Origin of the sequence: Bradyrhizobium sp. SUTN9-2 (assembly GCF_003122645.1) — a bacterium.
GTDB classification, from domain to species: Bacteria; Pseudomonadota; Alphaproteobacteria; order Rhizobiales; family Xanthobacteraceae; genus Bradyrhizobium; species Bradyrhizobium yuanmingense.
On the sequence record NZ_LAXE01000001.1, the window covers coordinates 2299615 to 2315564 of the forward strand.

At 58.3% G+C, this 15950-nt stretch carries 8 protein-coding genes; 5 read left to right on the forward strand and 3 right to left on the reverse strand.

Annotated elements, in window-relative coordinates:
* Positions 1–1103: 1103 nt before the first annotated feature.
* A complete protein-coding gene (locus XF30_RS39775; RefSeq protein WP_283811129.1) occupies positions 1104–1238 on the reverse strand; it encodes a hypothetical protein in 135 nt (44 codons plus the stop codon).
* Positions 1239–2444: 1206 nt separating this feature from the next.
* Here XF30_RS39775 and XF30_RS10815 point away from each other — a divergent pair.
* The 3 genes from XF30_RS10815 (at position 2445) to XF30_RS37680 (ending at position 7999) form a co-directional block, all read left to right on the forward strand.
* Complete coding sequence (locus XF30_RS10815; protein WP_192893101.1) at positions 2445–3686, forward strand: cytochrome P450; 1242 nt, start codon at positions 2445–2447, stop codon at positions 3684–3686.
* 1142 nt (positions 3687–4828) lie between these two features.
* The gene (locus tag XF30_RS10820; protein WP_109142666.1) at positions 4829–7036 is read left to right on the forward strand and encodes a T3SS effector XopP-like protein; all 2208 of its coding nucleotides are present in this window, start codon (positions 4829–4831) and stop codon (positions 7034–7036) included.
* 675 nt (positions 7037–7711) lie between these two features.
* Complete coding sequence (locus XF30_RS37680; protein ID WP_146207673.1) at positions 7712–7999, forward strand: hypothetical protein; 288 nt, start codon at positions 7712–7714, stop codon at positions 7997–7999.
* Between the two features lie 636 nt (positions 8000–8635).
* On the opposite strand, the gene XF30_RS10830 is transcribed toward XF30_RS37680, so the two are convergent.
* Positions 8636–9991 carry an MFS transporter gene (locus tag XF30_RS10830; RefSeq protein WP_109142668.1) on the reverse strand — a complete coding sequence of 452 codons (1356 nt, stop codon included), beginning with the start codon at positions 9989–9991 and terminating at the stop codon, positions 8636–8638.
* Positions 9992–11684: 1693 nt separating this feature from the next.
* On the opposite strand from XF30_RS10830, the gene XF30_RS10840 reads away from it, so the two are divergent.
* Together XF30_RS10840 and XF30_RS38025 are read left to right on the forward strand one after the other, a co-directional pair.
* Positions 11685–12272, forward strand: coding sequence for a hypothetical protein (locus XF30_RS10840; protein WP_109142670.1), 588 nt, complete (start codon positions 11685–11687; stop codon positions 12270–12272).
* Positions 12273–13119: 847 nt separating this feature from the next.
* Positions 13120–13425 carry a hypothetical protein gene (locus XF30_RS38025; RefSeq protein WP_204524547.1) on the forward strand — a complete coding sequence of 102 codons (306 nt, stop codon included), beginning with the start codon at positions 13120–13122 and terminating at the stop codon, positions 13423–13425.
* A gap of 294 nt (positions 13426–13719) precedes the next feature.
* Here the strand turns inward: XF30_RS38025 and XF30_RS10850 are convergent, their stop codons facing one another.
* On the reverse strand, positions 13720–15420 hold the full coding sequence (locus XF30_RS10850; protein WP_244608902.1) for an outer membrane beta-barrel protein: 1701 nt from the start codon (positions 15418–15420) through the stop codon (positions 13720–13722).
* Positions 15421–15950 lie beyond the last annotated feature (530 nt).

The following is a 15950-nucleotide window of genomic DNA, read 5'->3' on the forward strand; positions in this document are numbered from 1 at the left end:
CTAGTAACGCAATGTCGGCGGACGGGGCCAAGCGATAAGCATCTGCCCGGGTTGGGCTTTATCGGTTTCAATCCTAAGCGGACACGTCGCAAGCAAGGCGCATCTCCGCCAACGCCTATGCATAACTTCGCTCCAGATCGGCGCTGATTGGATAGTCAACGCTTTGCGAAGACAAGGTTTTACTTTGGAGATTGGCACTATGAGTCCTACGACTGCTATTTCCTGGAGGTGCAGCCTACAAACATCATCGCGCGGTCCGCGGCTTATTTCAGGAGCTGAGAGCTCGTTGTGCTTTCGCCAGATCAAGCACGGGAGGCGCAGCCATGCCAATGTCGCGTCTGAGTTCAAACCCCAATTGCATCCCTGAGCAATAACGCTTGTCGAGTGTGGCTTCTACTGCGCGCCAAGCAAGCTTGGCTTAGTCGTGTCGATCGTGGCGATCTAAACTGCGACTGTCGCGGAAGAGTATTGAGGGTCATAGTCCTGAAGTGACTGACGCTATTGCGGTCGGCGACATGACGGTTCGCGAACCAGTCTGTCCAAAGAAGGAAGCAAGCTAGGCGGGCGATGTCGGTAATTGCTTTTCGGCGTTGATCTGCAAGATGAAGAGGATGTCCACTAATTCGCTGCTGTCGACGGCTCTCTGACCGGGCTTACGCTAGTTCCGCTCGTGCTTGTCCCTCAATCTCCGTTCGAGGCGATTGGCTTGCTCTTTGGTCAAATTGACCGCCCAACTCCACCAGAGCCAGCCCCTTTCGTTGCCGATCGTAAACCCTCCAGCCGTTAGCTCTCTGACCAAAAAAATCGGCGCGGTGAGGGCGTTGTGTCCCGCACCGTCATGTCAGATCCGCTCCCTGATCATCTGATTAGCTGATCATCACTTGATGGTTCCCCGAGTGCGCTCAAGACAACGCGTCTCCGTAGCTCGTGCGCAGCAGCTGTCAATTCGCAGATGTCGATCAGGCCGAGCTGCCTCAAGCTCAGGAGAGCAACCGGGTCACACAGCTCGACATAAAGCCCATCCCGCAATATCGCTATGGCGCGTTGGTCCTCCGCATCGAGATTAGTCCACGAAAATGCTTTCCATCATGCGCTCCGGTTTCTCAAAAGCCAAACCCTTGCCGGATGTGCCGGAACATAGCGATCGCAGCGGCGGTGTACCGGCCGTACGTGAGGTATTGATCCAGTTGCGTTGTGAAAACCAGCGCCGCAACTACTACAGTGAAGCCCTTGAACATTTGGGCCTCTCCTCAAAGAGACCGCCAACCGGGCGTGTCGGAAAATTAGACGTTCTTAGATTGGCTGCCGCCTAGGGCGACCTAATATGGAAATGGTGACAGTGACCGGTAACTACTCTCTTAACAGGCGCCGTCGACGGGTACCCCGAAGCCGCTACACCGGTACCGGATGACCCACTCACAATTTCGAACCGGCGGACTAAAAGAAGACAGGGCTGCATGATGCTTGGCTCCACGAAGCGGACCGAACGGAGGCCCGTTCCGTAGATGCGATCGGGTCATACGCGGGAGCCGTGTGAATGAAAGAGGCCGCCAATTGAGGTGGCCCCTTGTCCGATGAGGATTTACCGCGCTCAGAACGACAAGAGCGCAATCGCTGCGAGCACCGTGTTGAGGGCGCCAACGGCGATGATGGCGACCGTAACGATCCGGTCATGGCTCATCACTTCCTCCACTATTAGAGAGAGGAGATCTTAACACAGCTATCTAGGCGGGAAAAGCTCTCGGCTTGGTCATGCGACTGTCCATCTCAGCCAATCGCTCAATAGAGCGCCGGTCCCACACGGACGTGCTGTTCGCAAGGTTGCCTCGGGTGGGGTGCCCCAGGTTTTGCCGCTCGGCCTTTTCGCGAAGACGTGCCGCTTCGGCGGCTAGTCGGGTCCCAAGCTCTTTCGTCTGCTTGAAGCGACGACAGCGCTCTGTCATGCGCGGTAGCGACGATTCGCTCCGCCTCCCACGTTCTTGCGAACGAAACTGTTTCTGCAGCGTTTCGGTGCAAGGCTTCAGCGTCCATTTTAGACTATCTAAGAGATGAAAAGATTGCCGTCTCCAGGCTTCGCCGCTTCGGGGTGCCTTGGCCAAGATCACCGGATGGGCGCGGAGACTACCGAGCCGCCTTCATTGGTCTCCATGGGCTCCAAACAACGGTGCGAGGTCGCAAAAGGTGGCTACCTTGGGAGTGTGTATTCGATTGGATCTTGTCTTGCACAGCCCTCGCCCCCCTTGGTGACAACTCTCAGTGATTCATTGAGTAGATCGGGTCGGAAAGTCAATGTGATCCTTACTGCCCGACATGGTAGGGCTAGGCCAGCCTCGCTTTGAGATAGTCTGGTCGGGAGACCCGTCGCAGCCAAACGCTCACGGCAGCTCGAAAAGGTGAAGCGCGGCCTTAGGTCCAGTAAGCTCTCGGGAGCAAAAGCTGCGGAGATGATCGTGAACGGGCGATTAGAAGGTCATAAAGCAGACGACATTACCGCGCTGAGCGAGCTCGATGTAAGCGAAGGCAAGCGCTTTCAAGACGAGAGCATATGGGGTTTCTTCGATCGGTTGCGAAGACAAGATCCCGTTCACTACTGCAAGGACAGCCCTCATGGTCCATATTGGTCCGTGACAAAATACCGGGACATCGTTGCGGTAGACACAAACCACAAAGCATTCTCATCAGAGCGAGGTGTCACTATTGTCGACGTCCCGGATAAGCACTGGATGCAGAGTTTCATCAAGATGGGGCCTCCCAAGCACGCCGAGCAGCGCAATACCGTGAGCCCGATCGTCGGACCGGAAAGCCTGACGAAGCTCGAAACCTTGATCCGCTCTCGAGTCAGGGCGATTCTCGATGGCTTGCCGCGCAATGAAGACTTCAACTGGGTAGACATGGTCTCGATAGAGTTGACGACGCAAATGCTCGCCACGCTCTTCGACTTTCCATTTGAGGATCGGCGACTCCTGACCTATTGGTCAGACGTAGCTGTTACAACTCCGAGAGCAGGCCATGCAATCGACAGCTGGGACAAGCGAACCACAATCTTGTCCGAGTGCCTGGACTATTTCACGGGCCTTTGGAACGAGCGCATCAATGCCGAGCCGCGCCTCGACCTGATTTCCCTGATGGCGCATTCGCCCGCCACACGCAATATGAAGCCGAGTGAGTTTCTCGGGAATCTGATTCTGCTGATCGTTGGGGGAAACGATACGACGCGCAACTCGATTACTGGCGGCCTCCTGTTCATGAGCCAGTACCCCTCCGAATTGCGAAAACTAACTGACAATCCCAAGCTGGTCTCGAGCGCTGTGTCCGAGATCATCCGATATCAGACGCCGATCGCACATATGCGCCGCACTGCTGCGGTCGACAGCATCTTAGGCGGGAAACAGATCCGGAGAGGCGACAAGGTCGTCATGTGGTACATCTCCGGCAATAGAGACGAAGAGGTCATTGAGAACGCCAACAGTTTCGTGATCGACCGGAAGAATGTGCGGCAGCACCTCTCGTTCGGATTCGGAATCCATCGCTGTCTTGGTCGACATCTTGCGGAATTGCAGTTGAGAGTCCTCTGGGAAGAGATTTTGGATGCGAGATTGGAGGTCAATGTCGTCGGTGCACCCGAGCGAATTGCGTCTAACTTCGTGCACGGCTACTCCGCTCTCCCCGTGCGGATTGAAGCCTAGGCCCTGGTCGCGCCGGTCCGGACCGCCGGTGCGCGGTCGGGGTGGATTGATCTGAACTGTCTTGTTCAAGCTGCGCAGAGGGCCGATCGACCGAAACAATTGCTGTGGCCAGCTACTCATGAACCGGACAGACATTTGGAGTGCCTGTGAGAAGTGACATGTCAGGCGCGGGTCTCGACTTGCAAACGCCGGAAATGCCAAAAGGGCCTCAACGGCAACTCCGATGCCGGCCTTTCGGGTTGGCTTGGATAATTGATACTGAAGATTGTGGCTGGTTGCAGCGATTCTCCTTGGCGAAGCGATTTGGATATAGCCCGAGTTGATTGCCTCATGGCACCTTGGGAAAGCCGTCAAAAAAGTTGGCAATGCCTGTGGCCGATGTTTCTCCTGATATCCTTCGGTGGCATCTTCCTCATTTTCCGATAAGCGCTGGGCGACCTGCATCTGAAGAATATTTGGATCATTGCCCCTAACTAGAGCTATTCTGGTAGTGAGCCCATACTCACCTTTCTGCTCTTTAGAGCGTGCCGTCAGGCGGTTCGCTGATCAGGGTGATGCTCGGTGTGCTCAGTAAGCTTGCTGCCATATTTCTATGAGGGTGACTTAACCGGCCTAGGCGCAGCCCGGGTTTGGCGAGATGTAGTTTGGAAGGCTGCACAACGTCGAGGCTGCTCAGTTCGGACGGTGAGAATGTTGTTGCTGATGGCCTGCGGCGTCTCGCCATAACCCTGTATGGCTGGTGACTTGGTAAGCTCTTAGGTCGAAGTCAATTTTCTGATAACGGGACGCATGTTGCGAGCGCAGGTCTGCCGATCGACATACGTTGGCCATTTCTGGCTTGGCCAAAAATTGCCGTCCAGGAGGCCATTGAAGATGACCTGGCCCAGTTCGCGTGCACAGAGGCACCGCATTGAGGCGGCACTATCTCGCGGGCAGGATAGATCGGGCCCCGGTCACGTCTCAGCTGATCACACGGGCGCTGATGCGGCTAGTTCAGCAACACGAGGAACTGCGATGGAAGTGGAGCTCAAGGCGAGATCTTCTTTCTTATGCATCCGAAATGAATGCTCTTGGTCAGGTAGCCGTCAGCAAGGCGGTCTATCTAGGCAGGCTGCGTACTCTCGACTATTCGGAGATGAAGTATGAAAGGCATTGGCCGAGCTGATCCATCACAGGGTGAGGCGGCGGACGACACCGGGGAATTGAGCCGTTCGAGCCTGGAGCCTGGCCGCCTCCCTGGGGAACGCGGTCAATTCTTCGGTGCCCTCCTGGAGCGGATGCGCTATGGGCCTCAAGACAGAACTGCGGCTTCAGATGTGGCGGCGCCAACGCGCAACGAGACCAAGGCAGCAAAGCGAAACATCGACAGCCTGATTGAGAAGTTTGAAACTTGCCGTCGGGCGGCTATGCAACCCTGCAACTTGCAACAGGCGCAAGAGCTGATCGATCGAGTCGTCGAAGCAGGCTCAACGGTTCTGGAGTATTATGCGAACCTGCCTCCCAATTTGGCCCGTCGTGTCCTGCCCGACGATCAGGCTCGCCGGCTCCGCGACGACACGCTGGATGCGGGTAACCAATGTAACGAAGTGGCCACTCAGATTCTTTACCCACTTGAGAACAGGAGAAAACAAGCAGAAGCCCTGCTCGACAATATCAAAGACACCGCTCCGCCCGACCAGCTGAGCCGCGTCGTTGCGGGCGTCGCGAACCAGTATGCTGCCTGCATGGAGTGGTGGGGAAAGAAGGCGCTGCGCTTCGAGCGGATGCAGTCAGCCTGTGCGGCTACGGCCCACTTGCCAAGCAGCACGTCCGAGATGCGCAAGGCCGAAGAGGCCCAACTCAGGCTCAATACGGGCTGGGCGCTCAACACCAAGTGCATGTACCTGCAATCGCGGATCGCTCTCGCGCAGCTCTTGATTGAGTCGCGAGCGAGCACGTTAGCACCAGACGTGCGAGCCGCCCTCATGGACGAGAGCGGGCGGGTGCGTCTGCTCGGGACCTTTGTTAGAGATGTTTTTCCGGCATTTCTTTCGACGGGCGACGCCGTTCGTGGAGGAGCGGTGCTCGACGCCGAGCACCGCGCCGTTCTCGAGGGAGTCATGGAACGGCTTTCGGAATTTGCATCCCAACTAAGCGGCATGCTTGACCCGATAAGGGAGGCTGGAACGGAAGCTGACCTTCCGTTGCAGTTGCTGCACCAGATCGTGGAAGGTGCGTGGGAGACGGCGAACGAAGTCATGCGGCTGCAGGCATTTCAGCCAAAGACGGAAGTGACGATTGAACCGCCGGCTTGGGCTGCGCTGCCAGAAGACACCGCCCTGGTGGGTGAAGGCACTCCAGTGCGCAGAAAGAGCAAAGCAAGGCGCGCAGCAGCCGCAGGCGAGGGAAGTTCGACGGCTAGCCCACCCGCACCGCAACTCGCTAGGTCCGATCCCGCCGCGGCCTTCACGGGCAAGGTCATCGTGCGCTCGGATCTCGGTACAAAGAAACTCGCCACGGCGGAGGAGGCAGCCGCGTCATCCTCTCCGACCGATCACCTCCAGATGTGGCAGGCTCCGCCCTCCAGGAAAGCACTGCCGGGATTACTTGAGCGATTGGACGAGCTGCTGCAGTTCGATTTACCGGCTCAGCAAAGCGCCGCCTCGCAAGCGCGGCAGATGAAGCCCGAGGACGCCGAATTCGTCTTGGATCGGGTGATCAAGCGCTTGCAGACGCAGTCCTCCGAGATTAAGGCCTGTGTAGCCGCGCTGGAGGAGCCTCGCCGACGGGGCCTGCTCACGGCTGCGCAGGTGCCCGAAGTGCACGGAAAGATAGTCCGGCTCCAAAGGATGTGGTCTGAGATTCAGGGGCAGGCAAACTCATTGAACATGCGAAAGGCCGCAATCACGAGCGACTGTATGAAGACCTATGCGTTTCCATCGCAGAAATACCTTGTACAGTTACGGGCAGCGGGGGAACTGGCGTCAGTGGATCCACCTCGCGCCTTGAAGGGAGAGCCAGGGACGCTGTTCGAGATCAAGGTGGAGCCCAGGGCGCTGAGCACTGGTGCAACGCCAAGGCCGATGTGGGTGCACATCCATACCAAGCGACCGGTACAAGCCTGGCAATTGGCAACGCTGGGCGATCGTGAATTCGCCGCTTGCCACGTGAAGTCTGACGAACAGCGCGGCTACAATCAGCACTGGCAGAATGCTCGAGCCGCCGAGGGACACGAGAACGTCGTGATCCACCGCGGCAAGCTCACTCCTGCGTTCTGCAGGTCCTTGTTGAGCGCCGCCGCTGGTCAGCCGTGGCAGCCCCTTCCCGACCCGGAGCACGCTTCAGCTCAGATGGCTCGACTGGGGATCTAGTGGGCTAGTTGTCTTGCGGCGGTGAGCTGTTCGGCGGCAAAGTTCATGCCTCTCGGACCGGCGCGGCGGATTGCCTGAGCTGCGCCGAGCCTCGTCGTGCTCCAGCTTACACAACAATGGAGCCTGGGAGAGAACACTGCTTACGGGAGGGTTATCGGTTGGCGATCCGGAGGATGGTCGGTCGTCGCACAAGCAAGCTGCCGTTCGCTGCTGTGGCGGACATGGGCGCTCGGGCGAGAAGCTGGACAGCTGACTATTGCAGGCGGAAAAGATATACCTGATGCGGGCGGCGATACGCCCGGATGTCACAGTGCTTTCACCTGCCTGCCCGCGACGAACTGGCGCGCAAACTCTTCGAGCGTGCTTCAACCGACTGCGGTTGGTCCGGATGTACAGGAGCTAGGCGTCCCGGCCGCTTTGACGAATCAAACCGAGCGGTGCACAACAACGCGGCCTATTTGCTACTCTTGCATTAGGCTACGACGGCCCCAGCATCACGCCTCCTTGGCCCCCAAAAGATGCTGGGGCTTATCGTTCTTCATTGAGCGCTCGAGTGGCTCGGAGCTTCTTCGTTTCAACTGCAATGGCGCCGAGCGTCGCGGAGACAATTTCAGTACACGGACTATGGTCAGTCATTTCCCAGCTTTTTTGAGGGGCCGGCACGAGCGAGCAACGGTGGCACCGACGGAAGAGCAGGCTGCACCGCACGATCAGCTTGGTGGGAAGTTCATTGAGTCATGGCGCGAACTCGCGACAGCAACCTGTATGACGACGGGCCTGGCCGATCTTTTACAGCTGGATGCCGTGCACCCTAAGCACCCGATGCACCACCTCGCTTTTGATCTCGCAGGCGATCTCGTTCACGATTTGAGGTTTGAGCGTCAGCTTGGCCTCGGCATCGCCCGTCAGACCCGCTTCGGCCAGCCGTTGATTCAGCCGAATTTGAACTCGTCGCATCGATGAGCCGATCGTCCATTGCTGCGTACTTATCCATTCGGTCGATAGATCTGATCAAGAAAATCAATTTACCGCTTGTCGCGTGGTCAGATAGACCGTCGAGAGCGGCTGGGGCTAACCTAGGAAAGCGATGACTCGAATGAAAAAGTCTGTGTTAGTGACCGCGAGCGCCCTCGCGCTTGCAACGGCGGTGATGCCTCCTTTTGCTGCAAACGTTGCCGCGCAGCCGGTTGCGGCGAGTGCGCCGGTAGCCGATACATCATATCCTGAGTGCGTGGATGACCCGCTGAATGGTATCTGCGATCTGTTTTTTTGCTTGACCGATCCCTCGTGCGTCCGACACTGACAACGGGAGACATATCAAGCAGAGAACGATGATCGAGCCTCGTGCGGCCGCTGCTCGACAGCGGCCGCATTCTCATGCCGTACGGTTACGATGGCAGATGGCGCAAGCCGCCCTCTTGTTCTCTAGATGACGGCTCCCTTAGACCCAGTCGATGATGTCCGCCAATCGCGCAACTGCCGCATCGGCGAAGATTGGATCAACGGGAGCAAGTCCCATTTCAGACGGCGACGCTGTGCGACAGGTAGCCTTGCTCGATGTAAAGCTGCTCCAATCTTAGGACAGATTGCTTTTCCGTGTTAGCCCCATAGCCGTCCTCCGGCTCGATGTTTAGCATTTCGGACATGGTTGGGCGTAAAATTGAGTGGCGCCGTCTCCGGCATCATAAGCATAGCACAAAACGCGGCCGCGCCCGCGAAAAGCATGTACCAGGCGGGTACGAGTGCACTCCCGGTAAAGTGGATGAGCCAGGTGACGATCGGTTGAGTTGTGCCTCCGAAAATCGCTATCGCAAAAGCGTAGATCGTCGCGAAGGCGCCACCACGAATGTGCCTGGGCAAACCTTCGGCCATGCTCACGTAGAAGGCGCTATACGGAATCGTCCCGATCAGGGTGAGGACGCCGAGACCTCCTAGAAGTGCGAAGGCACCGCGGCTCTCTGCAATCCACAAGAATACCGGATAGGTCATGAGCAATGCAGTGACTTGCGGCCATATCATGATACGTCGACGGCCTACGCGATCGGCGAGCAGGCCGCCCAGCAGTGCTGCAGCAATCCCCACCGTGTTGCTGATGAGCGTAGTACCAAAGGCGAGAGGCGGGGAAACGCGGAGGGTGTTCAATGCGTAGGTGGTCATATATCCGGTAACATAAGTGGTGATCGTGCAGCCGGCCAAGATGACAAATCCCAAGCTCATGATGCGGCGATCGGAAGGCGATCGCCCCACAGGCTGGGCGACCCGAACCGGCGCCTCGGGGCAGTGCAGCGTTTCGGGCAGGGCGCTCCGCAACCAAAGTCCAAACGGCAACGTAGCGGCGCCGAGCAACAGCGCGATCCGCCATCCATACGCATTGAGCGCCTCGTTTGTCATGGTGAGCGAGAGTATCTCTCCAACCAGCGCGCCGGCCGTCGCAGCTAGCTGTTGGCTCGCGGGCTGAAAAGAGACAGCAAGCCCCCGGGCTTCGGTGGGGGCTGCTTCCATCAAGTAGGCGGTCGTCGGACCGACCTCACCTCCGAGAGCAAAGCCTTGCAGCAAGCGTGCGACGATGGCTAAAGCCGGAGCGGCCAGTCCTATTGTCTCGTACGATGGCGTGATGGCCAATAGCAGGACAGCGGCGCTCATCATGGCAAAGCTGGCGGTCATCGCCGGGCGACGGCCGGCCCGATCCGAATACGAGCCGAGCACGATGGCCCCAATCGGCCTGGTTACAAAACCTGCACCGAAGGTTCCGAGTGACAGCATGAGGCTGGCGAACTGGTCAGTTGCCGGGAAGAACGCCTGACCGATCTGTATCGCGAAAAAGCTATACGTCCCGAAGTCGTAGAATTCGAGAATATTGCCGATGGTTGCGCCCAAAACCGCGCGGCGTGTCAAGCGTCCGTCTGCCGGACCGAGGAGTGGCTCCGGCCTCCCTCGAGTGAATTGCCTCGCCATACCTCGACCTAATCTGGAGCGCGATGCCTGGCCCGACCATTTCGACCAGACACGCAAAGTTGCATTCCACTTGCTCGAGCTCGTCCTCACAGCCATCGTTTGGCCACGTGTAGGCTGAACCGTGTAACGACGAACCTCATGGTAACTTTGCAATAAGAATGCCCGCCTTTCGTGGCCCACTTCACCCTTGGTCTGACCGCTAGCCGTGCCGGCAAGACAAATATGAAATCCTGCTGCGGTTGTCGTGCGCCGCAGTCATTTCGCTGCTGTGGGGAGCTTGCGACAAATTGGCGGACACCGAACACGACTCGCGATGTCTCGCGCCATTTCAGCCGATTCCTCCTGAAGCAGTCAGCGTGCCACGCTCTTCCTCGCCAAGGCGCTTGCCGCCGCTCAGCGTCGCCTGCGGCGGTCGCTCGCGCGGCGGACAAGGTCCACCAATCATCGGTGCTCCACCTTTGCGTCGCAGCCGGGGCGCCGGCGAGGCGGCAAACGCCTGCTCGCGGGACATTAAGGCCCGCGTCGTCCGTGATAAGCTGCATTCCGCGCTGCTCGCCCGCACATCTTGGCCATCTCCTGCGCGAGGCGTCACCCAGTACGGGGAGAAGCCCCGGCTATTCGGTCCCGACGCCAAGATCCTGATCGCAAGTCGCTCCGTGAGCGCTGCCAAGAACTCAGGGTTGTACATTTTGGTCGACCACTTAGACGGCTGTTAAGGCAGATCAGTGACGGCACAGCAGGAGTACCATTCGTATGCCCGGACGGGCGAGCACGAATGCGGCCCACGTTTCTTCGCCAACAGACGCTTAGAGGAGGTGGACATTTCGGCGGCGACGTCGCTACAGCGCGCGACGAATTGCGACGAGCTTCCCTATTCAGGACACGAGCGGAGTCTCTTTCCAACACCCTGACACGAGCACCATCTGCATGACGCAAAGCGCCAATAGACTCGACGAAATTGGCAGTCGTATTGCCTGACCTGAGGATGTAACCTTCCGCTTGACCGATGTAGCTCCGCACCGCCGGGCCCAGGTTGCATCGTGGGGCGCAGGATCGGCGGCATTGGGACCTTGCGGAATGCCCATCACAGCGGCGGCAGGCGCAGTCCCGGGATCACCCGCACCGCCGCACCTTTAGCCGTACGCGGGATGATCGTCGGCTGCTTCGCGTCTGGGCGACTTCGTTCCTCATCTCACCTTCACTCCGCGCTTACCGAAATCTCACGTAGGTCTCGCTCTGGTCTGTTCTCGCGCTGGCGCGGCTATCGCGGCCGTTCCGGTAAGCGGTCCCGAGCAAAGGCGCGGAGCGGCAGCCAGAACGACGGGTCGCGGGCAGCGAGCGAAATAGACATGTTCGGTGCAAGACTGGGCCTGGCCGCGGTCCGCATCACCTGGACCTCCAAACCGGCTTTACGGCCAAATGAACGCAATGCACGACGCAGACCCGCGCCCCGATTGCGAGGCCAAGCGGAATGAGACTTGGCTCGGAGATGATCGCATCCGATGTGGCAGGTGCGGCCGCGTGTTTATCTCCTTCTTCGTCCTTTGTCAGCTTCTCGAAAGCCAGCCTCTTTAGCATCCGAACTTGGCCTCTCGATGACGAAGCCACGCTCTTTGAACCTCGCGACGAACTCAGCTCATTCCCTGGGGAGATCTTCAAGAGGCCGTTGTTCTCATAGCACAAAGGAGAGCTTATGGACCCGAACCCGATCGATAATGCCCGTTCACCAGAATCGCCAACGGCGCACGTCTGGACACAGGAAGATCATGATTTGTTCAGTCAGATCATGAATGAAGCTGGACCATCATCATCTGCCGCACCTGAGGAAGCGGTCGATGTCTCATTCGCCGTTCCACAGAGGTTTTCACACGGTTCGCAAATCGCCCCCGACACGATGGTTGAGAGGCTATTCCACCATGGTCTCTTGCCCGACGCGGACCAGCGGGCGATGACTTACGAAATCCTAGGTCACCGCTACACGGCCGGTTTGGATGAGTCCAATCGTGTTCGTCTTGTTCTTAACCCTGCGGAGGACCAAGTGGTTGGGGCCGGCCGGGCGGGGGTACCGGACTTCGGAGCCTTCTTCACGGAGAACCGGCGCTTCGGAACGCCGCTACCAGAGCAATGGGCGACACCTGCCCTAATGGACCAGCTGCGCCAAGAAGGTTTCATGCCGACCGCAGATAACTCCACCACAATCCTACTCAACGGACGGGCCTACAAAGCCGAATTAGCCGAAGGAGGGTTCGTTAGGCTTACACGGGAGCCAACCCGGCTGTGAACCGATCGCGCGGGGCTGGAGGGCTGCGATCACTTCAGTTGTCCTTAGCTGGAGAGACATTCGCCGTCCAATAGTGGATTATTCGCGCAGCCAGTGGGTACGCATCCTCGGACCCACTGGCAGCCCACGAGATGAACGGTCATCCTGGCCGTTTGGTCCGCGCGGCGCGTGCCTGTCAATCGCCCCTGCCATATTGCGTGGGTATTGCCTCATCTGAGGATAATAGTTTCGCTTGATGGATGTAGCTCCGGCTATCGGCCAGTCCGAGATTGCACCATGCCGCGCAGGATCGGAAGTTTCTGGGGACGCGCGGAATGCTCATTCCACGTGGCCAGCGCCGCAGCTTTAGCCGCCGGGCATAATCGTCTCGGCTGCTTTGCTTCTGAGCGATTCAACAAGCTTTGCAGGATGGTGTGGTGCAGGCCGAACTGTTCGGGGCGTTGTTTCGCCAGGCGACCGGGAATTGCATGCGCGGTCAGACCGGGCTCGGCCGCAAGCCAGCACTCGATGTCGGCGGGGTCCGCACAAATTGGGTAGCAAAACCGATGACCTGGAAGGGGTTACTCGGAAACGGCGTAGACTCTGGTTGCGGACGCGAGCCTAGATAGCGTTGGCGGACGCGCGAGGTATTTTCAAGGAGCTGGCAGCAAAGGTCGCATAGCCGCAACGACTGTCGCAAGTGGCTGCGCGCAGCGGTGGGATTGCGTGAGCGTATTTTCGGTGGAGTCCGGCCAATTGGCGCTACCAGATCTGGGCGTTTTGCAAGCAGTATCTTCGCCTTAAGATCACGGAAGAGCGCATGCACATAGGTGTGCGCGAACAGCTTCGAGACGCGGAAAAGAACGCCATGGCGAAGATCAATCTCAGCTCCCAATCCATTGCGGGTGCAGGCGCCGGACAGCGGGCCATCACCGCCCTAAGAGTCATCAAATGGAGAGCGCTGGCCCGGAGACGTCGAGGTTTCCAGGCACGCGGAATGAAACCGATGGCGCGGATGGTCGCAGCGACAAGGCGCGCGCTCGCCATGTACGATCTCGACCGGTGCTGCGCAATCTGGTGGCTCTATCGTCTCCATTTCGGATTCACCGGCGACGTGATGTTGGGGCTCGCCGCGGTCTCGGTTGCCCAGGAGAGATCCCGCTGCGGAATTTAGAAATCGTGCATCGAGCGCGTCCCAGCTCGGTCGCAATGGCGCGCACAATCGGCCTTGAAGCGAGCTCCGTCCGGGCTAAGAGATCGAGCTGTTATTAGTGGAACGAGCGTTTGCTCGGGGGACGGAGTTGCGCTCCCCTTGTCCAAGTTGGGTGATATGCAATCCAGCAACCCGGCGTATAGCGTGATCTCGACATACCAATCCCCGGCGGCAATTGCGCGCCGAGGACTGGTCATCAGCAAACTTCAGAACGGCATGAAGAATCTGAAGTCTGGAGCCTCCTTAGTGAGGTCCTTAATCGAGCTTGTAAGAGGCCTGAAAGAATGTGCCCCACCGTTCCATGCTGTACTTCGCAAATCCTGGCGGTAACCTGTCGCAGCCGGGTTCGCAGTTCCTGCTTTCGGCCTCCTTATTCGTCCACATGGCCCAATAGCGTCCTCCAACGCCTAGACTGATATTCTTGGTGACAAAATACGACAAAAGGCCTTCAATTTGGACTCCGCCGCCACCATTGCCATATTGTTCAGAAAAGGTGGTCTTATCTCGCAAGAGATGATAGTCGCGGCCTTTGAAATCGGTCCAGGGCAGGTAAGCGATATCAGCATTCAGGCGCCAGCGCGCGGTCAGCATAGTTTCGGCGCTCAAGCCGATTCGAGGCGCATTCCATTGAGTATCCTCCGCACCGATGATTCTAGTCTCGCCCGGCTTCAGGCATGCTTCATCCTGAGGGGCGACCTGAACGCAACCAATGGAGTCTGAGCTCTGGCTGTAATAGGCCCAGCCTATAAATGCGCCGACCTTGTAGTTCGCGCTGCGCAGGAAATCGTAACCGGCGTCCGCCGTGTAATATGCGAACCTTCCATTTGACTGACCTGAAAGTGTAGTTTGGTACGGGTATAATTCGTTCAGGACGCCCCAATCCTCGTCGTTCATCTTCCCTTTGTTGAAGCTTCCGATGCCAACGTTCCCCTTCAGGAACACTCCCCAGGGACTGTCGACACGGCCGAATACCTCCCCCGAAAGCCCGTCCAGTCCGTGATAAGTGAGCCGCGATACGAGTATGCTGGGGTCTGGGACATCGTTATTAAAAATTGCGCTGTGATCCCACTGGAATCGTCCCCGGCTCAGCCAGAGCCGCGAGCCGCCTTCGAAGGACCAACCGGGCGCGTAGGAAATGGGTGGTACGCTGCGCGCTGACTCCGCATACGGCGCATCGGACCTTGGTGCGGCCCCTGGGTCCACGCCAAAGTGGTAGTTCAGACCAACTCTTCCGATGTGATAGTTGCTGGACAGGCTAGTTGTGTTCGCCGGCAGAATCGTAGGCGGAGATAATTGCGCCGTCGAAGCGGTGGCGACACTCGGTCCGGCGAAATGCAGATAGTCGTACTCGACATTCACCGACCATGCAGGCGTAAGGGCTTGCTCGAGACCGAGCCCGATGACGCCACCAACTCGGCCATAGTCGAAATGGGTTTCCTCCTGTGGCTGGCCCTCCGGTTCCACGTTGTTGACGACGTCGCCCCGATTGTTTTGCCAGGCGACGCCCGCCTTGAGATAGGCAAGCGTCTTCCCGAGCGCGCCGAAGGCGTAGCCGATGCGGCCGGTCCCGGTCGCAAAGAGGTTGGGACCTGCGTTGCAGTTTGCGCTTACAATCCAGTGGGAGGCGGCTAGGCAGGTGTTTGAGCCATTGGCGGCAGCTGCGCTGGCATCCAGTTCGAGGCCGAACACCCAACTGTTATTCTGCCAATTGTAGCCGATCTGGCCACCTGCGACGAACGATGGAACATCGACGACGTCGCCATAGATCGACGGGCCAAAGGGATTGCTAAAGGAGGTTCGGCCGTATCCGCCGCCGCCGTGCCCGCCAATGTAGCCTCCAGACCAGTTCCACACCGCCGGTGGCAGTACTTGTCGCTCGCGGTCCGCCATAACTGTACCCGTTGTGACGAGCGCCACCGTCGTAGCACTCAAAAAAAGAACTCTTGATCGCATCATGATTGCCTTGCATTTCCCGAGGCGCGGTCCCGCTCGCTAAGTATCGCCGCACGGCAAATCATCGGAGCGACCAGACACGTAATGACGCGCCGGGGCTGCTCCGAAGATCACCGCACTACGATTGGTGATGAAGTCCCGAACGAAGCAAGCCGCGTGCCGGACTAATTCGTATCTTCTGCGCGCGTTTTCTAAGAGTGTGTCGCGACAACTTCCTTATGGTGGTTTGAACGCGGACAATTGAGCGTCGATAGTCCTACATTGCGTATCGAGCGTAGAAGGCACGCGCATGTGGGACGTTTATATTTGTTCATTGAAGTGTGCGCGGACCCGTTCCGATCTTGATGAAACAGCGTACTCTAAAGTGCAGTGTTCTTGTCTCCGCGCCAGCTGCGGTGACGGCAAGCAGCCGGTCGTTGCGAGTACAGCTCGTCTTAGTCTTTGGGAGCGTGAGTGCCGCGAGTAAGGCTAGGAGTCGTGCCCAGACCGCTTTTGCGGCGCCCCGTTGTCTTACGGCTTTCGTCGCCTTCGTT

Coding starts and splice junctions, on each gene's coding strand:
- XF30_RS39775 (WP_283811129.1), bottom strand. CDS start 1,238: ATGTTCAAGGGCTTCACTGTAGTAGTTGCGGCGCTGGTTTTCACAACG.
- XF30_RS10815 (WP_192893101.1), top strand. CDS start 2,445: ATGATCGTGAACGGGCGATTAGAAGGTCATAAAGCAGACGACATTACC.
- XF30_RS10820 (WP_109142666.1), top strand. CDS start 4,829: ATGAAAGGCATTGGCCGAGCTGATCCATCACAGGGTGAGGCGGCGGAC.
- XF30_RS10830 (WP_109142668.1), bottom strand. CDS start 9,991: ATGGCGAGGCAATTCACTCGAGGGAGGCCGGAGCCACTCCTCGGTCCG.
- XF30_RS10840 (WP_109142670.1), top strand. CDS start 11,685: ATGGACCCGAACCCGATCGATAATGCCCGTTCACCAGAATCGCCAACG.
- XF30_RS38025 (WP_204524547.1), top strand. CDS start 13,120: ATGGCGAAGATCAATCTCAGCTCCCAATCCATTGCGGGTGCAGGCGCC.
- XF30_RS10850 (WP_244608902.1), bottom strand. CDS start 15,420: ATGATGCGATCAAGAGTTCTTTTTTTGAGTGCTACGACGGTGGCGCTC.